Here is a 22,559-nt window from a genome sequence, read left to right on the forward strand (position 1 = left end):
TGTTCTAAAAGTGAATGGACGCAGAGAGTGTTTGCATTTTGCTAATGGAAGCATAAAGACAATCATGCTGTGTCGTGCAATACATGATGGTGCAATTTATGCGAGAAAAGCGGTATGCTGGTCCGTTGACCGGCGCCAGGGGAAATTGACCGATGGTGCCCGCGGATAAGCTTGTCCTGCCGTTCCTGGCGCTGCCGCGCTCGACCAAGCGCGCGCTAGCGCTGCTCGTTGATGCCAGCCTGTGCGTGCTGACGGTCTGGTTCGCCTACTGTCTCCGTCTGGACGACTGGGTGATCCTGGAGGGTGTCGAGTGGCTGCCCGCGATCGTTTCCCTCCTCGTCGCCATCCCGATCTTCATCGTCCTTGGCCTCTATCGCGCCATTTTCCGCTACGCCGGCATGTCGGCCTTCATGACCGTCGTCAAGGCGGTGGCGATCTATGCGCTCGCCTTCATGACCATTTTTACGGCGATCAGCGTGCCCGGCGTGCCGCGCACGGTCGGCATCCTGCAGCCGTTGCTGCTGCTCATCGCCATCGGCCTGTCGCGCATGTGGACCCGCTATTGGCTCGGCAACGCCTATCAGCGGCTCTTGAACCGCAACCAGCTCGGCAAGGTGTTGATCTATGGCGCCGGCGCCTCCGGGCGCCAGCTTTCCGGCGCGCTTGCCAACAGCGCCGAACTAAATGTCGTCGGCTATCTCGATGACGACCGTAATCTGCATGGCAGCATCATGGGCGGCCTGCCGATCTACGATCCGACCGATCTGCCGGCGCTGGTGATCTCCGGCGACATCAAGGGCGTGCTGCTTGCGCTGCCGAATGCGTCGCGCCAGCGCCGCAACGAAATTCTGGAAAGCATGCGCAAGGCACGCGTCACCGTGCGCACCATGCCGGACCTGACGGCGCTCGCTCAGGGGCGTGTGGCCGTTTCCGATCTCCGCGAACTCGATATCGAAGACCTGCTTGGCCGCAACGTGATCGCGCCCGATCGCGCCCTGATCGAGAAGAATATTCGTGGCAAGGTCGTCATGGTGACCGGCGCGGGCGGCTCGATCGGCAGCGAACTTTGCCGCCAGATCCTGAAGAACGGCCCTTCCTCCCTGCTGCTGGTGGAGCAGAATGAATTCGGACTCTACGCCATTCACGGTGAGCTTGAGAAGTTGGCGGCGACATCGGGAAACAGCGATATCCGCATCATCCCTTTCCTGGCCTCTATCCGCGATGGCCGAAGGCTGAAGCGGATCATGGAGGCATGGCAGCCGAAGACCGTCTATCATGCCGCCGCCTACAAGCATGTGCCGCTCGTCGAATACAATCCCGTCGAAGGTGTCCGCAACAATGTCATGGGAACGCTGACCACCGCCGAAGTGGCGCGTGACTGCGGTGTCGAGGACTTCGTGCTGATCAGCACCGACAAGGCCGTGCGCCCGACCAATGTCATGGGCGCCAGCAAGCGATTGGCGGAGATGGTGCTGCAGGCGATGGATGCGGACCGCAAGCCCGGCGCCGTCGGTACCAATTTCGCCATGGTCCGTTTCGGCAACGTGCTCGGCTCTTCCGGCTCCGTCGTGCCGCTCTTCCGCCAGCAGATCCGCGACGGCGGCCCGATCACGCTGACGCATCCCGATATCACCCGCTATTTCATGACCATCCCAGAGGCATCGCAGCTTGTCATCCAGGCCGGCGCCATGTCCGGCGGCGGCGACGTCTTCCTGCTCGACATGGGCGAACCGGTGCGTATTGCCGATCTCGCGCGCCGCATGGTGGAATTGTCCGGCCTGACGGTCAGGGACGAGGATGAGCCGGAGGGAGATATCGAACTGGAGATCACCGGCCTGAGACCGGGCGAGAAACTCTATGAAGAGCTGTTGATCGGCGACAATCCGCAGTCGACGAGCCATCCGCGCATCATGCGGGCCAAGGAAGATTTCCTGCCCTGGCCGGAACTGTCAAAGAAGCTTGCCGCGCTTGAGGCGGCGCTTGATGAAAATGACGTACCATTGGCTAGGGGCCTGCTGCAGAATCTGGTGTCCGGCTATACACCTAGCGGTGAGGTGGTCGATCTCGTCTTCCGCGAGCGCGAGATGGATTTGCCTCTCGACGAGCCGAATTTCGACAACATCGTCCGGCTGTCGCCTTAGGTCTCAGTGGTTTCCGAGGTCGGCTGAGGCTTGGCCTTCACGGTATAGTGCCAACGACGAAGCTGATCGCAGGCGCGGAACCAGTAGGTTGTTGCCCGCAACAGGAAATGCCGCTTCACGGCGCGATAATGTACGCGCTTGCCGATCGTCGTATCGGCGCGATGCGGGCTGAAGTCCGCCAGGTTTTCAAGGGTGGAGAAAGTTTCGACCCCCGTTGACCAGCCACGCTCGAGCGCGACGTCATAGGGCAGAAGCATCGGCTTCAACGTGACCAGCAGCTTCTTCGCGGCCGCACGGTTGACGATGTAACATGCAGCCGACCCCTGTGGTCCATGCATGCAGCGGCCGACGATATCGCTTTCCGTGGTTTCCGATAGCGGTTTGAACCCAACCAGCCGGTGGTTGACGAGCTTCACCAGACGCGCGCCACAGACGCTATCCATGGCGGACAGCGCACGCGGGATCAGCCTTTCGTTTAGCTCGACATCGTCCTCCATGATGATCGCCATCTTGTCGCCGCTGTCGATGAATTGCTGGAGCGCAAGCAGATGGCTGCGATAGCAGCCATATTCACCGGCCAACGGCTTGCGCCCATTGTGATAGACGAATTGCTGTGCCTGGAAATCGAGGCGTTCGCCTGCCGGAATCTTGGCTCCGTCGATCGCGGTAACCCGTACGACATTCAGGCCATATTGAGTGGCCTGCCCACACAATCTTTCCCAGCGCTCGCGAGAGCGATCGAGATTGATGACATAGATGCAGATCTGTCGTGCCAGACTGTCTGCGCCGGGTGCTTGCGTGTGTTGGATGATCCGATTGGCCTGTTCGAGAATCACCTTTGCTCCCACAAGTAGAAAATTTGATAACGATAAACTATAGCGACACACTCATTAATATATAACAAGCTTCTTACTTTTCTCAAACTCGGTTTGTATGACAATTCCCCATGTTGAGGTAAAAGCATTTTCACTGCCGTAACTTACCGTGAACAGCCCATCGTTCACGTATGTGTTCCCGAGGCCGATTTTCCCGGCTCGCCTGTTGGCGCGTTGCGCGAGCGATATTATATTCAGGCTACGCGACACAGCCATCGTCGTGTTCGAGCTTGCGGAAGGATTGTAGAGCGCCATGTGGACCAGATCGAAAATCGTCATTGCTGCTTTGCTCCTAGCAAGCGCCATGCCGGTTGCGGCTCTTGCCGATAATCCGCTGCTTCCCAAGCCCCATGTCCGTCCTGTCTATCCCTATAAGAACCTGCCCGGAGTGACCGCGCCGAAAATGGCCGAGGACGAAAAGTTCCAATGCCGCACGACAACGGTGGACTTTCGCGGTTTTCACGACGGTATCTTCCGGCGTGGCTTGCCGCGCCTCGGTTACGTCTGTGAGCAGAATGGCGTGATCTCCGTGGGTACCGGCAAACCTAACTATCAATATTGGCAGTACAACGGCCCGGACAGATAACGGTTCCGCCTTGCCGAAATAATCGGCAGAAACATCAAATCTGACGCAATCGGCCGCCTACCATCTGCGCAGGTTTATGCGTCAATCTGAAAATAAATTTCATCTTTTCCAGTATTTTACCGAAGCGCGTTGACGAATGCGAAAATTTGTCCCAAGTTGACGAAAATAAATTACGTCGTGGGAACGATACGAGTATGCGAGTGGGAATTATTGGGCTCGGATTCCGTCTGGGATATCTGGGCTATGTTTTCAAAGCGATCGACGAGAATTTCGAAATCGCGGGCTATGTTGATCCGGCGCCGGCAGGCTTGCCCGGTTTGATCGAGCAGGGCATTTCGGCCGGCAAGGCTTATGCCACTCCCCAAGAGCTGATTGCCAACGAAAAGCTCGATTTGCTGATGATCGGCTCGCCGAACCATATGCATCTCGATCACATTCGCATCGGCCTTGAAGCCGGTCTGAAGATTTTCTCAGAAAAACCGGTCGTCACCACCATCGAGCACAGCATCGAGCTCGCTCGCCTGATGGCGAAATTCGGTCATGAGCAACTCAATGTCGGTCTCGTGTTGCGTTACGCGCCGATGTATCGCGACCTCCGGGCCGCGCAAGCCGAAGGCAAGCTCGGCAATATCGTTTCGATCGAGGCGTCCGAGCATATCGAGCCCTATCACGGCGCCTTCTTCATGCGCGACTGGCGCCGCTACGAGCATTATTCCGGCAGCTTCATGTTGGAGAAATGCTGCCACGACCTCGATCTCTATAATGGCGTGATCGGAGCGCGTCCCGAACGCGTCGCCAGTTTCGGCGGACGAAAGAGCTTTATTCCGGAAAATGATCCCGCCAAAGAAGGGATCAATGACCTGGAAATGTTCCATCGCAAGCCGAGTGGCTGGATGGGATCGGACAAGGTCTTCGACAGCGATGGCGACATCATCGATTATCAGGTGGCGATCGTCGAATACGCCAATGGCGTCGGCATGAATTTCCATACCAATATCAACGTGCCGGACCAGTTCCGTCGCTTTGCCATTATGGGCTCGCGCGGCATGGCCGAGGGCGATTTCATCCGTGGTTACTTCAATGTCCATGAAATGCTCACCGGCAACAAGGTGATCGAGAAGACATACGCGAACCGAACGACGCTTTCCCAGCATTACGGCGCCGACGAACAGATGGCCGCCGACATCATGGCACATGTAAGAACCGGTCTGCATTTGCCGGTCTCGACCCTGAACGCGCTGGAAGCCGGCATTCTGGCGCTGTCCATGGACGAGGCGCGCATGAAGAAGACGGTCGTGGATCTGCGTCCCGTCTGGGACAGGTTCGACGAAGCACTGCATTCTCGAGCCGCATAGGGAGGGGCGCAAGATGGGTGTTCAACGCAGCACGGTCATCTTCGCCTGGCTCCTGCTTCTTCCGGCTGTCCTTTACGTTGTCGTCATCGTTGCCTATCCGCTGGTCGACACCGTCATCCTGTCCTTCACCGATGCTTCGCTGAAGAAGGTGACGAACTGGGTCGGCTTTGAAAATTATGCGAAGATATTCAACGACACCTTCGGTTCGGTGATCGTCCGGACCTTCATCTGGACCTTTTTTTCCGTGTCGATCAAGATGATCATCGGGACCTGCGGCGCGATGTTGCTGAACGCTGCGGTCCCCGGCCGCGCCCTGTTCCGGGTATTGACCATGCCGCCCTGGGTCGTACCGATGGCCATCGGCATCTTCATGTGGGGGTGGATGTATAACGGTCAGTTCGGCATGATTTCTGGCCTGCTGCAACGCTTCGGCCTTGTCGATAGCCCGGTTGCCTTTCTCGCCTATGGCAGTACTGCCTTCTGGGCGACAATCATCACGGACGTCTGGATCGGCGTGCCTATGGTGACGCTGTATATGCTCGCGGCTATGCAGGCGATCCCGCAGGATCTCCATGAGGCCGCCTGGACTGATGGTGCCGGCCGCTTCTATCGTCTCCGCCGCATCACACTGCCGCTCATGGTGCCCTCGATGGTCACCATGTCGATGCTGTCCCTGATCTCGACGTTCAACTCCTTCGACATCATCTGGATCTTGACGCGCGGCGGCCCGAACGGCGAGACGACGACGATGATCATCGACACCTATCGCACGGCGATCGGGTCGTACAAATACGGGGAAGGCTCGGCTCGCGCAGTCCTGATCTGCATCTTCCTGTCGCTCTTCTGCCTCGCCTATTTCCGCCTGACCAGCCGCTTTTCAGCAGGAGCCAAGCGATGAGCCAGCAGATGATGATCAATCGCTACAGATGGTACGAGCTCGTCGGGATTTATGCCGGAATCCTGCTGTTCCTCACCTTCGTTCTGGCGCCCTTCGTCGAAGGGTTTCTGGTGTCGCTGAAGCCGCTCAGCCAGCTTTTTTCGTCACCTTACCGCTTCATTCCAGAAAACGGGTCGTTCGAGGCCTATCGAACGATGTGGACCAGCGTGCCGGGCTTCGGCTGGTATATTTTCAACTCCTTCCTGATATCGGGCTCGATCACCATTATCGTGCTGATACTTGCGGTGCCGGCGGCCTATGCCTTCGCTCGCTTCGAGTTCAGGGGCGCGGGCCTGCTGCTCGGCGCTTTTCTTGCCGTCAAGATGTTCTCCGGCGCCGTCCTCCTGATCCCGCTGTTCCGGCTTATGCGTTCCTTCGGTGTGCTCAACACCTATTTTGCCATGATCGTGCCGGGCGTGGCCTTCATCATCCCGACCGGAATCTGGCTGCTGCACACTTATATGCGGCGCATCCCCCGGGAGCTGGACGAGGCCGCCTATGTCGATGGCGCGAGCCAGCTCTATACGCTGCGTCGGGTCATCCTGCCGATCGCCATGCCGGGCATCGTCGTGGTGGCGATTTCCTCTTTCATCGAGGCCTATGCGCAGCAGTTCATCTATGCGCTCACCTTCAATTCGAAGACCGAATACATGCCGCTGCCGGTTGGGTTGTTCGCCTATTTCGGCCGGCAGGAGGTCGTCTGGAACGAACTCATGGCTGCAAGCTTCGTCGGCATAGCGCCGGCGCTGGTCGTGATCTTCTTCCTGCAACGCTATCTCGTCAGCGGTCTGACCGCCGGCGCGGTAAAGCAATAAGCTAGACAATAACCACTAGAAAAAGGGGAGCTTAAACGTGACAATCCATTTCAAAACAGGGCTGCTTGCCCTCGCTTTGCTTGGCTCCACTGCGCTTGGCGCCGTGACCGCTCAGGCCGCCGACAAGGAGATCAGCTGGATCTATTGCGGCGACAGCATTGATCCAATCCATGTGAAGTATATCAAACAATGGGAAGACAAGAATCCGGGCTGGGCCGTCAAGCCGGAAGTCGTCGGCTGGGAACAGTGCCAGGACAAGGCGACGACGCTGGCCGCAGCCGGCACGCCGGTCGGCATGGCCTATGTCGGCTCGCGCACGCTCAAGCAGTTCGCGGAGAACGATCTTATCGTCCCCGTCCCGATGACGGATGCGGAGCAGAAGACCTACTATCCGGGTATTGTCGGCACCGTGACCTTCGATGCACAGCAATGGGGCGTACCGATCGCCTTTTCGACCAAGGCGCTCTACTGGAACAAGGACCTCTTCAAGCAGGCAGGTCTCGATCCGGAAAAGCCGCCGACCACCTGGGCTGAGGAAATCGCTGACGCCAAGACGATCAAGGAAAAGACCGGTATCCCCGGCTATGGCCTGTCGGCAAAGACCTTCGACAACACCATGCACCAGTTCCTCCATTGGGTTTACAGCAACAACGGCAAGGTGATCGACGGCGACAAGATCCTGCTCGACAGCCCGGAAGTACTGGCCGCGCTTCAGGCCTACAAGGACATCACGCCTTACTCCGTCGAGGGCGCGACCGCTTACGAGCAGAACGAAATGCGCGCCATCTTCCTGGATGGTAAGGTCGGTATGATCCAGGCGGGCTCGGGCGCTGCCTATCGCCTGAAGGAAACGAAGATCAACTGGGGCGTCGCACCCTTGCCGCTCGGCCCATCGGCCAAGGGTCATGGCACGTTGCTCATCACCGATAGTCTTGCAGTCTTCAAGGGAAGCGGCGTCGAGGACAAGGCGATCGAATTCGCGAAGTTCATCACCTCTCCCGGTCCGCAGGGCGAGTATGAGCTGCAGGGCGGCGCGGGCCTCACGCCTCTGCGTCCGTCTCCGCAGGTCGATGAGTTCGAGAAGAAGGATCCCTTCTGGAAGCCGTTCATCGACGGCATCAGCTACGGTGGTCCTGAACCCTTGTTCAAGGACTATAAGGGCTTCCAGAACGTGATGATCGAGATGGTCCAGTCGGTTGTCACCGGCAAGGCTGAGCCAGCGGCTGCCTTGAAAAAGGCGGCGGCTGACCTCGAGCAGTATAAGTAAACCCTGCAGATCGTCGGGCCGCGCGCATAGCGCGCGGCCTTTCGAGCCCTGCCCGCCTTTGTTGCGGCGCCGTGCGGAGATAGAGTTTGGGACAGCTTCACCTTAATCAGGTCAAGAAATTTTACGGTCATTTCGAAGTCATCAAGGGTGTCGAGCTCGACGTGACGGACGGCGAGTTCATCGTTTTCGTCGGCCCGTCCGGCTGCGGCAAGTCGACCTTGCTTCGCATGATCGCCGGCCTCGATGACGTCACCAGCGGCGACATCATGATCAACGGTCAGCGTGTCAACGATCTGCCGCCGGTCAAGCGCGGTATTGCCATGGTGTTCCAGTCCTACGCGCTTTATCCGCACATGACGGTATTCGAGAACATCGCCTTTCCGTTGCGCGTCGAAAAGATGCCGGAAGACAAGCTCAAGGCTCGCGTCGAGCATGCCGCCCGCATCCTGCATCTCGACCAGCGCCTGCAGCAGAAGCCGGGCATGCTGTCGGGCGGCCAGCGCCAGCGCGTCGCCATCGGCCGGGCGATCGTCCGCGAGCCGAAGATTTTCCTGTTTGACGAGCCGCTATCGAACCTCGATGCGGCGCTGCGTGCCGATATGCGCATCGAGCTTGCCAAGCTGCACCGTCAATTGCAGGCGACGATGATCTATGTGACCCACGATCAGGTCGAGGCCATGACCATGGCCGACCGGATCGTCGTCCTCAATGCCGGCGAGATCGCCCAGACCGGCGCGCCGCTGGAGCTCTATCATAAGCCGGCGAACAAATTCGTCGCCGGCTTCATCGGCAATCCCAAGATGAATTTCCTGCCCGTCATCTGCACAGGCGTCAGCGAGGCGGGTGTGGAGGTCGATTACAAGGGGCAGACGGTGTTGCTGCCGGTTGCGCCGCGCGACGGTGTGGTCGGCCAGGCGCTGACGCTCGGTATCCGGCCGGAGCATCTACAGCTTGGTGACGGCGATATAACCCTGACGATCATGCCCACCGTGATCGAGCGCCTGGGTGCGCAGACGGTTGCCTATGCGGCGTTGGATGCGGACGAGGCTGAGAATTTCTGCGCCATGCTGTCGGGAAGCATCGCCATCCGCGCCGAGGTGCCGCTCAAGACCGGCATCCGCACCACCGATTGCCATCTTTTCGATGAAAACGGCGTGGCTTTCGAGCGTCGCGTCGAATTGACCGATATCGATATGGAATTGTTGAATCCTATCGCTTCTTGATGCGCGAGTGGTAAGTCAGGGGCCGCCTCGTCCTTCGAGGCTACAGCCTTCGGCCTCCGCGCCTCAGGATGAGGATGGAGTTGATTGCCGTCGCTGTTTTAACAATCCAGGAAATGTTTGTTTTGGTCGTACACGAGGATCAACCCTCACCCTGAGGTGGGAGCGCAAGCGACCCTCGAAGGGCGAGGGCGGTTGAGACGCGTGATCGCCCTACCAGACCAGCCCGCGCGCCGCGACATCCTCGACGCGGGTGATGACGCCATCGCGGTGAAACACCATGGTGTCGAACAGGTTGGAAACCACGCAGGTATGGTTGGGGATGATGCGGACCTTGTCGCCGATCTCGGGGCGGGGGCCAGTGCATTTCGAAAGGTCGATCACCCCATGCTCTTCCGAGAGGCCGGTGATGACAGCCTCGGGATAACCGACGACGACACCGTGGTCTGAGAAGCCGAGGAGATCGGAGGTCAACGCCTTCGAGCCGGCGTCGATGACGGCGCGGTCAGGCGTCGGGCGGGAGACGACGGTCGCGAGGATATGCATGGCGCAATCCTCCTCGCGGCAATGGCCGGCGCGCACCATGGAGCGGTCGTTGTAGATATAGGTGCCGGCACGGTGCTCGGTGGCCGCTGGCACCAGATGGGCGTCGAAAAGGCTCGGCGAGCCGCCATTGCTGACGATGGCGCATTCGATGCCGTCGCGCTTCAGCAGCGAGATAGTCTCGGCCAGAAAGGCTTGTGTAGCCGCAGCACTGTTCGGCTTCGGATAGTTCATTAGTCCGCCGAAGATGAGGCCGGGCTTGCCGGCAATATGTCTGGCGAGAGCTGCGGCCGCCTCCGGTGTTTGCACGCCGCAACGTCCGCCGCCCGTATCGCATTCCACCAGCACGGTCAGTGGCTTGCGCGTGGCGAACCATGCCGAAAGTCCGTCGACGGTGTAGTTGCTGTCGGCCACCACTTTCAGCCCGCCGATGCGCTCGTTGAGTGTCGAGAGACGGGCGAGCTTTTCAGGCCCGATGATATTGTAGGTAATGAGGATATCCTCAAAGCCGGCATCGGCGAAGACCTCGGCCTCGGTGATCTTCTGGCAATTGATGCCCTTGGCGCCCGCCGCCACCTGCGCGCCCGCCAGTGCCGGGATCTTGTGGGTCTTGATATGCGGCCGGAAGTTCAGCCCGTGCGCGTCCATGTAGGACTGCACGCGAGCGATATTGCCCGCCATGCGGTCTTCGTCGATGATCGGACGCGGCGTCGAAAGATCCTCGATACGATCGCCCGGCTTGGGGCTGATCTCCGAGACGATGTCATGTGCCATGTCAGGCAACTCCCTGTTTTGCCGCGTGCGGATCGGCAATCATCGGCCAGATGTCCTTTGGCGCGCGGCGATAGGGCGTGCGCGCCGGATTGTTCGGATAGGGCGTTCCGGCCGAGCAGTAAAGGATTTCCGAAGCGATCCGGGAAAAGGATGCATAGAAATGATTGGTCGACTTGATCACCAGGATTTTCTTCTGCGTCGGATCGATGCCCATCACCGAGAAAAGCGTGGGGTCGAAGCTCTGCGCCCGCGTCGAATTGAGGATGATGTCGATGCCGTCGAGTTCGATATGCGCCGCGTCGCCGAAGGGGGCGAAGCTTTCGCCAAAGCGCATCTCGGCATTGGCGACGAGGCGCACGATCTTGACGATGCCGTCGATCGGACTGCCGGTGCCCGGCGCCGATTTCGCGCCAAACCGCAGCGGGATTTCCGCGCCTTCGCCGGCGGCCATGCAGATCTGCACCGCCATCGGGTCCCAGATCGTGCCGATCGCCGTGTCGCGTGCGCCTTGGTCGAGTAGTTCCTGAAGGACGACGGTGGCGTCGCCCGCCGTGCCGCCGCCGGGATTGTCCCAGAGATCGGCAATGACGACCGGCCAGGACGTCGCGGCCATAGCCACCGCCACCGCCTGCTTCTCGTCGATCTGCGGCATGATGAAAGTGCCGCGCTTGGAAAAGAGTTCGAGGCCGAGATCGCGGGCGAGGGCGGAGCCCTTATCCGGCTTACTATCGGTGACGACCAGCAGCTTCGTGCCCATTTCAGGGACATCGCCGGCCATGAAGCCATGGATGACGGAGATCGACAGGATATCCTTGTCGGCCTCTTCCATGGCCATGATTTTGTCGACGAAGGAGCGCATCGGCTCGCGCGAGGTCGGGAAGACGTCGATCATCCGGCAATCGAAGACGGACATGACCGGCTTTACGCGGCCTTCCAGCGTGTCGACAGCGATGCGCCAGAGATCCTCGGCGCGATCGACGAAATCCGTATGCGGGAACTCCTTGAAGTAGACGAGGAAATCCACAGCCGCGAGGCGCTTTTTCGTCAGATGGCTATGCGGGTCGAGTTCGACGCAGACCAGGATATCAGGCCCGACGGTCTTACGCACCCGCGACAGGAAGTCACCCTCGGTGTCCTCATAGCCGTCAGCGACCATGGCGCCGTGCAGGCCGAGGACAACAGCATCGACCGGCATGGCGGCGCGGAGCTGGTCGAGGATTTCGTCACGCAGATCCTCATAGGTCTGGCGGTTCACCAGACCGGCCGGATCGGCCCAGGCGGCGGTGCCCTCGATCAGCTCCCAGCCCTTTTCCGCGGCGACCCTGCGTCCCACAGTGATCGGCGCGGAACAAAGCGTCGGCGTTTCCGGATGCATACCCGGCGGCGCATAGAGCGAGGCCTCGAAGGCGCGCCGGTCGACACAGATCGGAGAAAAGGTGTTCGTTTCGGTCGCGAGCACCGCAGTGAAAATGCGCAATGCTGTCGCCTCTATTCCATGGGATTCGGCAGGTAACCGGTAAAGCCCGAGATCTTCCAGCGGCCTTCATGCAGGCGGCAGTAATAGAGTGTCTGCCATTTCAGCACGTCAACGCCGCCATCGGCCTTCTTCAGGCTGCCGTCGAATTTCTTGCGCACCAGCGCCGTCTCGCCTTCGATCTCGATGTCTTCCAGCGTCGTGGTGGTGAAAATGGCGGTGCGAGGATCCTCGGCGAAGGACTGGCTCGCGAAGTCCTGCGCCTGGCGCAGCCATTCTTCGCGATAGGCCGATAGCGTCGGAAAGGTGAGGCGCCACTTGTCGGGGCTGATCTCGCGGCGGCCGTCTATACCAATGAAGCCGTCTTCGACGAAATCGCCTGAAACCAGCGACCAGTCGGCGGCGAGAAAAGCATCGATATCGCGCGGCACAAGCATCTCCCAGATTGCATGGCGGGCGGCATCGTCGGCAGGGAAGGGATTTTGGAAAGGATCGCGCATAGGACCAGCCGTATTTAAATTCTTTTCATAAATTACGATTTTCACTGGCCAAATTCCGCTTTCTATGGTCACTTGTCAACGTATCAAGAAAATAATTTGCAGGAATGGAAAATGCCCATCAAGCGTTATGGCTCCGGCCAGACGGGTGCCGGTGGTAAGCCGTTGCCTTTTGCGCGTGCTGTCGAGGCCAATGGCTGGTTGCATGTCTCAGGCCAGGTCGCCATGGAAAATGGCGAGATCATCGACGGCGGCATCGTCGCCCAGACCCACAAGACGATCGGCAATCTTATCGCCATTCTGCATGAGGCCGGCTACGGCGTGGAGCATATCGTCCGTGTCGGCGTCTGGCTGGACGATCCACGCGATTTCTGGAGCTTCAACAAGATCTATCAGGATTATTTCGGCGCCCATCCGCCGGCGCGCGCCTGCGTGCAGGCGTCGATGATGGTGGATTGCAAGGTGGAGATCGACTGCGTCGCCTATAAGACGCCGGACGCTTGATAGGCGCCACGACAGGGGAGAGGCCGATGGATATTTTCACGACCATGCAGGAGGAAAGGGCGCGGCTTTCGCAATCGGAAAACCGCATCGCCGACATCGTCCTCAACGACTTCGAATTCGCGGTGAATGCTTCCATCATCGAGCTCGCCGGCAAGGCGGATGTCTCGCCGCCGACCGTCACCCGTTTTTGCCGCCGCCTCGGCTGCGACAGCTTTTCCGATTTCAAGGTTCAGCTCGCCCGCACCGCTTATGTCGGCATGCGCTATATCAGGCCCGAGCCGAAGAGCATCGCGCCGGCCGACGTCGCTCAGGATATCATCACCAAGGCGCAGAATGCCCTGTTCCTGCTGCATCGTGGGCTGGACATCCCTTCTATCGAGCAAGCGGCAAATCGTCTTGCCGGTGCGGAGATGATCTATGCCTTCGGTTCCGGCGGCAATTCCTCGATGATCGCCAGCGAGTTGCAGAATCGGCTTTTCCGCCTCGGTCTTCGCGTCACCGCCAGCTCCGATCACAGCATGCAGCTGATGATGGCAGCCGCCGCCAAGCCGGCAGATGTACTGATCGGCTCATCCTTCTCCGGCCGCAATGCCGAACTGGTGCGCGCCTTCACGCTGGCCCGCGAAGCGAAGGTGCCGACGATCGCGCTGACGCAGAGCAGTAGCCCGGTGGCGCTTGCAGCCGACATCACCGTGCCCGTCGATCTGCCGGAAGGTGACAATATCTATCGGCCGACGTCGACGCGCATCGCCTATCTGGCGGTCGTGGACATTCTCGCAAGCCTGGTCGCCTATCGCATCCAGCCGCAGGCGACGGTGACCTTGCGCCGCATCAAGCAGCAGCTCGTTGCCCATCGGGACGGCGACGACCGTCAGCTTCTCGGCGACTAGGCCATATTTAAAGAGGAAGACCCCCATGAGCAGATCCGTCGCCATCGTCACCGGAGCCGCAGGCGATATCGGTCGCGCCATCGCCCGGCGCCTGGCGGATGACCACGATGTCGTCCTGCTTGCCGATATCGACCCCGCCACCGCTGAAGAGGCCGCGTGCGCGCTTGGGCCGGCGGAGTGCTTCGTTGCCCTGAAGGTCGATGTCACTAGCGAGGTCGATACCGCCAACATGGCAAAGGTCGCGGCGGGGCTGGGCGTGGTCAAAACGCTCGTCAACAATGCGGGTGCGGCGCGCGCCGTCAGCCTGCACGATACGACGCCGGAGATCTGGCGCGCCGACAATGCCCTCAATCTCGAAGCGGCTTTCCTCTGCTTCCGCGCTGTTGAGGACATGCTGAAGGCGTCGAAGGGATCGTTGATCAACATCGCCTCGGTCAACGGCATGGCCGTCTTCGGCCACCCGGCCTATAGCGCCGCCAAGGCCGGGCTTCTGCATTTCACCCGGCTGGTCGCGGTCGAATACGGCAAGTTCGGCATTCGCGCCAACGCCGTGGCACCGGGGACGGTGCGCACACAGGCCTGGGAGGCGCGTGCTGCCGCTAACCCCAATGTCTTCGAGGAGGCCCGCCGCTGGTATCCGCTGCAGCGTGTCGTCGATCCTGCTGACGTTGCCAATGCCGTGGGTTTTCTCGCAAGCCCGCTTGCCGCTTCCATCACCGGTGTCTGCCTGCCGGTCGATTGCGGCCTGACGGCGGGGCAGGCGGAGCTTGCCCACACATTCTCACAGTCCGACCATTATTAAGCGCTCGTTGTTATAAAGGGAACAGACATGCAACCGGCTTCCTATCATCTCGAACACACATGGTCTCCTGAAGGCGGGCCGAACGGCCGTTTGACCTTCACGCTGATCAATCTATCGGATGCGCCGCTCACGGGGTTTAGCATCGTCTATACGTCGCTGACACGCGTCATTGATACCAAGGCGTGCGAGAATGCCGTCTTCCTGCGCCGCAACGCCAATTTCCATGAATTCGCCCCGCCCGCCGGCCTGTCCGTTGCGCCTGGCGATAGCTGGACCTTCAGCGTCAGCGGTTTGCACCGCGTCGCGAAGCATTGCACGGATGGCGCCAAATCCGCCTATCTGACGCTTGCCGACGGCAGCCATGTCGATATCTCCATCAGCGACCTCCTGCTCGAAGGCCGCGTCAGCGAGCCGCCGCCGGTGCTGCTGCCGGAAGGCAAGCTCGACCAGCCCTTCGCCATCCAGCCCTGGCCTGCCGCGATCGACGTCAAGCCGGGCGAAGACTTTCCGGTTGCGCTCTTTGCCGCCGAGGGAACGGATAGCGCCAGCCGCAAGGCCGTCGCAACGGCGCAGGCGCTCTTCCAGCGCTTGTTTCCCGTCAATCACACCCCGTTCAGCCTTATCACCGTGCCGCAGGGCAGGGCCTTGCGCTTCGTCGAACGGTCTGCCCTTGCCAAGGAGGCCTATGAGCTCGCTTTCTCGTCCAGCGAGATCGTGCTTGCCTATTCCACTGACGCCGGCCGTCTCTATGGCCTGACGACGCTGGCGCAGCTTCTGGACGGCGCACGGCGCGAGCCGGGCAAGTTCCGTTTTCCGATCGCCGGCACGATCTCCGACCAGCCGCGCTACGGCTGGCGCGGCTGCCATCTCGACGTCTCCAGGCAATTCACGCCCAAGGATGATGTGAAGCGGCTGATCGATATCCTCGCCTGGCTGAAGCTCAATATCTTCCATTGGCATCTGACCGACGACGAGGCCTGGCGGCTCGAAATCAGGGCCTATCCGGCGCTGACCTCGACCGGCGTGCTGCGTGGCCCGGACGAGCCCCTATTGCCACAGCTCGGCAATGGCGCCGAACCGGTCGGCGGTTTCTATTCGCAGGACGATATCAGGGAGATAGTTGCGCATGCTCGGGTGCTTGGCGTCGAGGTCGTGCCGGAAATCGACATTCCCGGCCATAGCACCGCTGCTCTCGCTGCGCTGCCGGATCTCACCGACGGGCAGGAGGCGCCGGAAAGCTATCATTCCGTCCAGGGCTTCCCCAACAATGCGCTAAACCCGGCCATCGAGCTGACCTATGAATTCCTCGGCAAGGTGTTCGATGAAATGGTCGAGCTGTTCCCCTCCGAATATCTCCATATTGGCGGCGACGAGGTGGCCAACGGCTCCTGGCTTGCCTCGCCGATGGCGCGCAAGCTGATGGAGCAGGAAGGCATCTCGGGCACCTTCGCGCTGCAATCCTTTTTCCTGAAGCGGGTGAAGGCGATGCTGACCGAGCGCGGCCGCAAGCTCTCCGGCTGGAACGAGGTCGCCCATGGCGGCGGTGTCGGCACCGAAGGCACGCTGCTGATGGCCTGGGAAAAGCCCGAGGTCGGCATCGAGCTGGCGCGTGAGGGTTATGATGTGGTGATGACGCCCGGCCAGGCCTATTATCTCGACATGGTGCAGGCGGAAGCTTGGCAGGAGCCTGGCGCGAGCTGGGCCGGTACCGTGCCACCGGCACATACCTATGCCTACGAGGCGGAGGGTGATTTTCCGGATGAGCTGAAGGATCGGTTGAAGGGCGTACAGGCCTGCATCTGGCAGGAAAACTTTCTCTCCCGCGCCTATTTCAACCGCCTGGTCTTCCCGCGCCTCCCGGCCATCGCCGAAGCCGCATGGACGCCGAAGGCGGGCAAGGATTGGCAGCGGTTTGCGGCCATCGTGCCGCTCAGCCCGAGCCTGTAAGGCGGCTCTCGAAAGCACGGCGCTGCCTGCGACATAGTGGGCAGCGCCGATTTTTATCCTTCGGATTGCCGGTTGGGTGATCTGATCCCAAGGAAACAACGGGCTTACGGGTGCCGTTATCCGACTGCCTCGGCGATGACGGCCTTCACCTGCGCATATCGGCCGCGAACCGATTTCTCGATATGGAGCGTGCCGGCGGCAAAGCGCGAATAGCTGGCGAAGCTGAGATCAATGAATGTCTCCAGCGAGATGAGACGGTATTCGTTGTGCGTCTTGAACAGGTAGGATCCCCGCGCCCCGAATGTCTCGGCAATTTCCGGATAGACCGGATAGCACGGCCCCTTAAGAAGATTGTCCATCGGCATGATACCGCCCTCGAAAGTCTGAACGCCGAGGCGCTTCATGAAGGCGCGCGCAATATCGTAGACGCAGTGAATCTTCGGATGATTCACCGAATACATGAAGGAATCGCCGCGAGACCAGTTCCTGAATGCGGATGAAATATCCAGGCCATGCTGCGCGAAATTGTTGAGAAGATCCGTGCGCTCTTCTTCCCAGCGCGTCAGGAAGCCGCATCGTTCAAACACATCCCGTCGAAACAATTTGCGGGTCGCTTCAGCGGACAATCCGGCCTCATAAGCGGCCAATACGATCATCGAGTGATACGCGCTCATCGGCCCGTCGAGCGGGCCGGCGCTTTCCGAGAAAGCATAGCAGACATCAGGGTGGTAAGCGTCGAACTCTATCGAGGGAATGATGTCGAGATTGCGCGCGGCCGTGAAATCGAAATCCATGGTCTGGAAATACGGATGGATGATCACCCTGAAATATTCGGGCAAGGTTGCCCTGTATTTTTCGATACCATGCTGGAACGCATAGACATCAACCGCCTCGATATGAAACTTTGGATTGAGCAAATTCAGCGAGTTCGCAAGCCCAAACGTTTGGCAGTTCGATAGCAGGAGCCATGTCTCCATCTAATCCGTCCTAAGCTTATGTTTTAAGTAAATTTTTCTGCATTGTTAGGCCGATTTCTTACATTGGTGCGGCCAGCCTGAAGAAGAGGCGTGTAGTTCTCATGCGCAACTATGTTTTTGCGACCATGGCCTGTCTATATGAATAGCGTCACGGATAGGCAATTCGCGGCATGGGGCTGCCACTGACGTCAACGGTCGTGATGGCGGCAGGGGAAATCTCGTGCAAGACATGGAGGATGTGGAGGCTGACGGACGTCTTCGCATCGAGCGCCGGGCAAGCGGCGGATGCAATTCCACGCAGACGCGCCGAACCGCTGTCCGGGGCAGTTATGCTGATGCTGTTCGGGAAATTGTCATCGACATTTGTCTCTCCCCCGAGGGGAGTGTATCCGACAAAAATCGATGAAAGAACCAACGAAATCAACGTTGGAAAAATGGAATGGTGCCCAGAAGAGGACTCGAACCTCCACACCCTTTCGGGTACCAGCACCTGAAGCTGGCGCGTCTACCAATTCCGCCATCTGGGCGACGGACACGCATGTAAGGGGGTGGCTCTCCGGTGTCAACAGGGTTTTTGAAGTTTTCGTGTCAATCTGGAAAAAAGCGGTTGAAGCCCGGCCTATGCCTGGGCTTTCGCCCAGGCGCGGATGAGGCCAAGTCCCTGTTCCAGCAAGGCCTTTGCTTCGTTTTCTCCCGCTGCTTCGACATAGCAGCGCATTTCCGGCGCATTTCCGGAGGGGCGGAAATGGATGATGCGGCCATCGGAGAGCGTCACCCGCAATCCGTCGATATCGCTCTTCGACGCTACACCGGCGACGGGCGCCAGGAAGCTTGCGAGATTCGCATCCGAGGCGCGCAGATAGGCCATCAGTGCGGCGCTGGTTTCGACCGGAAAATTCTCCAGACGGTCGGCGGCGGCAAACGGCAGGCGGTAGCCGCCGGCAACGGCTGATAGCGGCTGTCCGGCGCGTGCGGCGGCGTAAAGCGTCGCAAGGATCGGAAGGAAGCCATCGCGCGTCGGCAGGGGTTGTACCGGCTCGCCTTCGACGATGAAGCGGCTGGCCGTCAGCGTGCCGCCATTCGCCTCGAAGCCCATGACATTGGTCTTGCCGGCCGCCAGCGCCTCGTCCATGCCGGCGATGACATAGGGCGAGCCGACGCGGGTGCGGGTGACCGAATAGGAGCCTGCGGCCTCGATGCCGGAATTGGAGGTGACCGGCGTCACCACGACCTCGGCGCCGAGGAAGTTCGCGGCGATGAGGCCGAGCAGGTCGCCGCGCAGCGGCTCGCCGGTCTCGTCTGCCAGAAGCGGCCGGTCGCCATCGCCATCGGCCGAGACGATCGCATCCAGCCCGTGCTCGGGCGCCCAGCCCTTCAGCAGGCGGATGGTGTCCGGAGAGACTGCTTCGGTATCGACGGGGATGAAGCTTTCGGAACGGCCGAGCGGTACGACGCGTGCGCCGTAATGGGCAAGCACCAGGCCCAGCAGGTCGCGCGCCACCGTGCTGTGCTGATAGACGCCGATGGTCAGGCCCTTGAGGCTGTCGGCGGGCAGCAGGGCGACATTGCGCTCGAAGTACAGGGCCTCGGTCTGCGCTGAGCGATCTTCGCCGGTGCCGGGTGTCTCGTCCAGGTTCGTGTCGCCGATGTCAGCGGCTTCCGCGCTGATAGCCAACTCGTCCTGCTTGTCGATCTCGCCATCCGGGCGGTAGAATTTGATGCCGTTGCGATCGGCCGGAATATGCGAACCGGTGATCATCAGCGACGCGGCCTTGAGCTCAAGCCCGTAAAGTGCCAGCGCCGGCGTCGGCAAGGTGCCGCAATCGACCGGCTTAAAGCCGGCTCGTTTCAGCGCGCCGATGCAGGTGGCCGAGATCGACGGGCTGGAATCGCGGAAATCACGGCCGACGAGGATCAGATCGCCGGGCTGTGCCTGGCCGCTCTTCAGCAGGTGGCGGGCAAAGGCCGTGGCATAGAGAGCCGACGCCCGTCCCACGAGATCCACTGACAGGCCGCGAAGGCCGCTGGTGCCGAATTTCAAGCTGCTCACGCGCGATCTCCTCGTAATCCTTGTGCTTCTTATGAAACAAGCCGAGAAAAGGATCAACTGATCGATTGTGCTGATGTATCTGCCATTGCGGCACTGGTTTTGCCCCAAGCGAGGACCCAGATATAGAGACGAGCCGTTGAAGGAGTGACGTTGCGTCGCCAGGACCGACAGCACGGGAGCCTGTCATGACTATTTTCGCCAAAATCGCCTATGGCTGCGCTCTCGGTCTTGCTGTCCTGCTGCCCCTGGATGTCGGCTATGCGGCCTCGGCCAACCCAACGATCGTCATACCGCCTCGCGCCAATGGATCCGTTCTCTGCGACTATCGCGGCTGTTTCGGTTTCGGGCGGCAGCAATGGTATCGACGGCCCGGTCAGGCTATCCCCAATCCGCCGCCGGCCCTTGGCGGCAGGAATCGTTATGACAATCCCAGGATCGTCGTCCCTCCGCGCAATAACTATGTCCCGCCGAAACCCAACTATCGTGCGCCGGTCGACAGTCGCACTCGGCACCGGATGTGGTGCAGCGACCGCTATCGAACCTATAATCCGGGGACGAACCTCTACACCACGCTCCACAATGGCTTCCAGGCTTGCCGCTCGCCCTATCAATGATCGAGCGCGGCCGGCCGGCGATTTCAACGCCGGCTCGTGCATTTTCCTGACGTCTTGAGACGAAAGCAAAAATAAATCGCTTGCTTTTTTCGCGGCTTAGGCGACCCCTAATGTGTCATCGCTTCCACGGGGTCGCGAACGAAATAGGGAGCTTGAAATGGCCAAGGGTCAGGTAAGAAGCAATCGCGAGACGAGAAAACCCAAGAAGGACAAAGCTGTCGAAGCTCCAAAGGCGCAGCCGGGTTTTGCTGTCAAACAGGCCGGCAGCACGACGGGTTTTGGCAAGAAAGAAAAATAATGAGACGGAGGCGCGCCTTATCAGGGCCGCGCCTCCTCTTTAATATCGCTCAGCTTTCCAGCGATGCGCGGTCCGTATGGCCGAGATCGCGATCGGGATCGATGACGTCGCGCACCCGCTGCTTCAGCTCCTTCGGTCCCGGAAAGCCGCCATCGCGCTTGCGCTCCCACAGCAATTCGCCATCGATACGGATTTCAAAGACACCGCCGGTGCCTGGTAGCAGCGCGACTTCGCCCAGGCTGTCGGTGAAGGTCTGCAGCAGCTCCTGTGCCATCCAGCCGGACCGCAGCAGCCAGTTGCATTGGGTGCAATAGAGAATGGTGATCCGCGGCTTGTCGCTCATCGTCGGCTTCCTTGTTGCTGACTGACATTTAGGCTCAGCTTTGGCCGGTCGCAAGCGTCGCGCTCTTGCGCCGTCGATCGGCTCGTGGTCATCTTGGCCCAGGCAATTTTCGGGAATCATGGAAATGCGGGTCGCAATTGTCGAGAATATGAAGAACACGCCGCTGGGCGCCCTTGGCGCCGCGCTGAAGGAAGCGGGAGCTGAGCTCGAGTGGTTCAGGGCATGGGACGGTGAGGCATTGCCGAAGGATGCGGCGTCGCACGACGCGCTCGTCGTGCTCGGCGGCGAGCAGAACGCCCGCGACGACGAAACCCACCCCTATCTGCCGGAGTTGGCGCAACTGATGCGCCGCTTCACGCAAGCCGACAAGGCCGTGCTTGGCATCTGCCTCGGCAGCCAGATCCTGGCGCGCGCCTATGAGGCGGAAAACCTCATCGGTGCCGCTCGTGAATTCGGCTGGAAGACGGTCGGCGTGACCGAGGAGGGCAAGACCGATCCGCTGCTATCGGACGTCGGCGACGATTTCACCATCTTCGAATGGCATTCCGACACGTTTACGCTGCCCGCAGAGGCAGTGCGGCTTGCCACCAACAGCACTGCCACGAATCAAGCCTACCGCATCGGCCGCGCCACCTACGGCACACAGTTCCATTTCGAGGCCAATGCCGCCGTGGTCGAGGGTTGGCGGACGGAATTCGAGACCACGATCGAGCGCATCGAGCCCGGCTGGCTGGAGCGCTATCCGGAGATCGCCGCAAAGCATGCGCCGGCCGCCGAGACGGCCGGGATGGCGATCGCGCGGGCCTGGGTGAGGACGATCGGCGTCGGCGCGGAGCAGCGGGAGGAGGCGGTGCTTTGATGATCGGATGGGGCGTGAGCAAGTCTATTGATTCTTCGGAAGCACATCAGTAAAGTAGTCACAAATGACCACTTTGTTAGGCAATTGCTGATGTCCATCGTGAGCTTGAAGGATGCAAAGGCCGGCTTCTCCAATTTTGTAGATGAGGCAATCAAGGGCGAATTCGTAACGATCACGCGCCATGGCAAGCCAGTGGCGGCCATCGTGAGCATCGAAGCCGCAGAGGCGGCAAAAAGAAGCCTGAGAAAGCCGCGGAAGAATTTGATCGATTTCCTGATGGAGTTTCCGGAGGATATCGAGTTTGAGCGCAATCCGTCGAAGTCGCGGGATGTCGATCTGTGAAGGGCTACCTGCTCGACACCAACGTGGTGTCCATGCTGCTTCCAACGAAGAGAGCGGCAACGCCTGCATTTCTTGATTGGCTGCGAGCCCGCTACAGCGAGGACACGCTTTTTCTTTCCGTTATCACCGTGCAGGAAATCGAAAAGGGTGCCGAAAAGCTGGCTACGGTGAAAGGTGGAAGCCAGCAGCGGGCTGCTTTGATCAAAGCATGGCTGGAGGAACTCATTGGGGAATATGGCGACCGTATTCTGCCGATCGATATGATGGTCGCAAAACAAGCCGGGCAGCTTGAGGGCAAGGCGCTAGCGGCTGGCCATGATTCGGGTTTGGCCGATATTCTAATTGCCGCAACGGCAAAAGCGCATGATCTTACAGTCCTAACATGGAATCTGAGAGATTTTCGCCCGATTGACGTGCGAGTCCAGACACCGGAAGACATCACTTCGTAG

Annotated in this window: 23 protein-coding genes and 1 tRNA gene; 16 read left to right on the forward strand and 8 right to left on the reverse strand. The window is 60.0% G+C overall.

The window, feature by feature from the left end:
- Nucleotides 1–152: 152 nt before the first annotated feature.
- Nucleotides 153–2,141, forward strand: coding sequence for a polysaccharide biosynthesis protein (locus HB780_RS27105; RefSeq protein ID WP_183690746.1), 1,989 nt, complete (start codon nt 153–155; stop codon nt 2,139–2,141).
- Here the strand turns inward: HB780_RS27105 and HB780_RS27110 are convergent.
- Nucleotides 2,138–2,977 (reverse strand): glycosyltransferase family 25 protein, encoded by an 840-nt coding sequence (locus HB780_RS27110; protein ID WP_183690748.1) that lies wholly within the window; start codon nt 2,975–2,977, stop codon nt 2,138–2,140. The two genes, HB780_RS27105 and HB780_RS27110, sit on opposite strands and share 4 nt — an antisense overlap.
- 292 nt (nt 2,978–3,269) lie before the next feature.
- On the opposite strand from HB780_RS27110, the gene HB780_RS27115 reads away from it, so the two are divergent.
- The 6 genes from HB780_RS27115 to HB780_RS27140 all read left to right on the forward strand — a co-directional run bounded on the left by HB780_RS27115 (nt 3,270) and on the right by HB780_RS27140 (nt 9,199).
- Nucleotides 3,270–3,602 (forward strand): hypothetical protein, encoded by a 333-nt coding sequence (locus tag HB780_RS27115; protein WP_183690750.1) that lies wholly within the window; start codon nt 3,270–3,272, stop codon nt 3,600–3,602.
- Nucleotides 3,603–3,796: 194 nt separating this feature from the next.
- Nucleotides 3,797–4,957: a Gfo/Idh/MocA family protein gene (locus tag HB780_RS27120; RefSeq protein ID WP_183690752.1), complete on the forward strand. Its 1,161-nt coding sequence runs from the start codon at nt 3,797–3,799 to the stop codon at nt 4,955–4,957.
- Between the two features lie 13 nt (nt 4,958–4,970).
- Nucleotides 4,971–5,855 carry a carbohydrate ABC transporter permease gene (locus tag HB780_RS27125; RefSeq protein WP_183690754.1) on the forward strand — a complete coding sequence of 295 codons (885 nt, stop codon included), beginning with the start codon at nt 4,971–4,973 and terminating at the stop codon, nt 5,853–5,855.
- Complete coding sequence (locus tag HB780_RS27130) at nt 5,852–6,709, forward strand: carbohydrate ABC transporter permease (protein ID WP_183690756.1); 858 nt, start codon at nt 5,852–5,854, stop codon at nt 6,707–6,709. Before HB780_RS27125 ends, HB780_RS27130 begins: the two co-directional genes overlap by 4 nt.
- A 37-nt stretch (nt 6,710–6,746) precedes the next feature.
- Nucleotides 6,747–7,976 (forward strand): ABC transporter substrate-binding protein, encoded by a 1,230-nt coding sequence (locus HB780_RS27135; RefSeq protein ID WP_183690758.1) that lies wholly within the window; start codon nt 6,747–6,749, stop codon nt 7,974–7,976.
- A gap of 86 nt (nt 7,977–8,062) precedes the next feature.
- Nucleotides 8,063–9,199, forward strand: a complete 1,137-nt coding sequence (locus HB780_RS27140; RefSeq protein ID WP_183690760.1) for an ABC transporter ATP-binding protein — start codon at nt 8,063–8,065, stop codon at nt 9,197–9,199.
- Nucleotides 9,200–9,409: 210 nt separating this feature from the next.
- Here HB780_RS27140 and HB780_RS27145 read toward each other — a convergent pair whose 3' ends face one another.
- The 3 genes from HB780_RS27145 to HB780_RS27155 are packed head-to-tail and all read right to left on the reverse strand — an operon-like array spanning nt 9,410 to nt 12,532.
- Nucleotides 9,410–10,513: a D-TA family PLP-dependent enzyme gene (locus tag HB780_RS27145; protein ID WP_183690762.1), complete on the reverse strand. Its 1,104-nt coding sequence runs from the start codon at nt 10,511–10,513 to the stop codon at nt 9,410–9,412.
- A gap of 1 nt (nt 10,514) precedes the next feature.
- Nucleotides 10,515–11,990: a M81 family metallopeptidase gene (locus HB780_RS27150; protein ID WP_183690764.1), complete on the reverse strand. Its 1,476-nt coding sequence runs from the start codon at nt 11,988–11,990 to the stop codon at nt 10,515–10,517.
- 11 nt (nt 11,991–12,001) lie between these two features.
- Nucleotides 12,002–12,532, reverse strand: coding sequence for a hypothetical protein (locus HB780_RS27155; protein WP_183690766.1), 531 nt, complete (start codon nt 12,530–12,532; stop codon nt 12,002–12,004).
- A gap of 66 nt (nt 12,533–12,598) precedes the next feature.
- On the opposite strand from HB780_RS27155, the gene HB780_RS27160 reads away from it, so the two are divergent.
- The 4 genes from HB780_RS27160 to HB780_RS27175 are packed head-to-tail and all read left to right on the forward strand — an operon-like array spanning nt 12,599 to nt 16,627.
- On the forward strand, nt 12,599–12,988 hold the full coding sequence (locus tag HB780_RS27160; protein ID WP_183690768.1) for a RidA family protein: 390 nt from the start codon (nt 12,599–12,601) through the stop codon (nt 12,986–12,988).
- Between the two features lie 26 nt (nt 12,989–13,014).
- Nucleotides 13,015–13,878 (forward strand): MurR/RpiR family transcriptional regulator, encoded by an 864-nt coding sequence (locus tag HB780_RS27165; RefSeq protein WP_183690770.1) that lies wholly within the window; start codon nt 13,015–13,017, stop codon nt 13,876–13,878.
- A gap of 25 nt (nt 13,879–13,903) precedes the next feature.
- A complete protein-coding gene (locus HB780_RS27170) occupies nt 13,904–14,680 on the forward strand; it encodes an SDR family oxidoreductase (protein WP_183690772.1) in 777 nt (258 codons plus the stop codon).
- 27 nt (nt 14,681–14,707) lie between these two features.
- Entirely contained in the window at nt 14,708–16,627 is a 1,920-nt protein-coding gene (locus HB780_RS27175) for a beta-N-acetylhexosaminidase (protein ID WP_183690774.1), read from the forward strand.
- A gap of 116 nt (nt 16,628–16,743) precedes the next feature.
- Here the strand turns inward: HB780_RS27175 and HB780_RS27180 are convergent, their stop codons facing one another.
- The 3 genes from HB780_RS27180 to HB780_RS27190 all read right to left on the reverse strand — a co-directional run bounded on the left by HB780_RS27180 (nt 16,744) and on the right by HB780_RS27190 (nt 19,645).
- The gene (locus HB780_RS27180; protein WP_183690776.1) at nt 16,744–17,604 is read right to left on the reverse strand and encodes a WcbI family polysaccharide biosynthesis putative acetyltransferase; all 861 of its coding nucleotides are present in this window, start codon (nt 17,602–17,604) and stop codon (nt 16,744–16,746) included.
- A gap of 440 nt (nt 17,605–18,044) precedes the next feature.
- A tRNA-Leu gene (locus HB780_RS27185) sits at nt 18,045–18,131 on the reverse strand.
- 92 nt (nt 18,132–18,223) lie between these two features.
- Nucleotides 18,224–19,645 carry a phosphomannomutase gene (locus HB780_RS27190; RefSeq protein ID WP_183697523.1) on the reverse strand — a complete coding sequence of 474 codons (1,422 nt, stop codon included), beginning with the start codon at nt 19,643–19,645 and terminating at the stop codon, nt 18,224–18,226.
- Nucleotides 19,646–19,839: 194 nt separating this feature from the next.
- Between HB780_RS27190 and HB780_RS27195 the strand changes: the two genes are divergently transcribed.
- Nucleotides 19,840–20,268, forward strand: a complete 429-nt coding sequence (locus tag HB780_RS27195; RefSeq protein WP_183690778.1) for a BA14K family protein — start codon at nt 19,840–19,842, stop codon at nt 20,266–20,268.
- 157 nt (nt 20,269–20,425) lie between these two features.
- Nucleotides 20,426–20,566: a hypothetical protein gene (locus tag HB780_RS27200; protein WP_183690780.1), complete on the forward strand. Its 141-nt coding sequence runs from the start codon at nt 20,426–20,428 to the stop codon at nt 20,564–20,566.
- Nucleotides 20,567–20,615: 49 nt separating this feature from the next.
- On the opposite strand, the gene HB780_RS27205 is transcribed toward HB780_RS27200, so the two are convergent.
- Nucleotides 20,616–20,909, reverse strand: a complete 294-nt coding sequence (locus HB780_RS27205; protein ID WP_007692627.1) for an Rdx family protein — start codon at nt 20,907–20,909, stop codon at nt 20,616–20,618.
- A 124-nt stretch (nt 20,910–21,033) separates the two neighbouring features.
- Between HB780_RS27205 and HB780_RS27210 the strand changes: the two genes are divergently transcribed.
- The 3 genes from HB780_RS27210 (at nt 21,034) to HB780_RS27220 (ending at nt 22,559) form a co-directional block, all read left to right on the forward strand.
- A complete protein-coding gene (locus HB780_RS27210) occupies nt 21,034–21,768 on the forward strand; it encodes a type 1 glutamine amidotransferase (protein ID WP_183690782.1) in 735 nt (244 codons plus the stop codon).
- Nucleotides 21,769–21,858: 90 nt separating this feature from the next.
- On the forward strand, nt 21,859–22,110 hold the full coding sequence (locus HB780_RS27215; protein ID WP_183690784.1) for a type II toxin-antitoxin system Phd/YefM family antitoxin: 252 nt from the start codon (nt 21,859–21,861) through the stop codon (nt 22,108–22,110).
- Entirely contained in the window at nt 22,107–22,559 is a 453-nt protein-coding gene (locus tag HB780_RS27220; RefSeq protein ID WP_183690786.1) for a type II toxin-antitoxin system VapC family toxin, read from the forward strand. The genes HB780_RS27215 and HB780_RS27220 overlap by 4 nt, the downstream gene beginning before the upstream one ends.

Source organism: Rhizobium lusitanum (assembly GCF_014189535.1).
Classification (GTDB): domain Bacteria; phylum Pseudomonadota; class Alphaproteobacteria; order Rhizobiales; family Rhizobiaceae; genus Rhizobium; species Rhizobium lusitanum_C.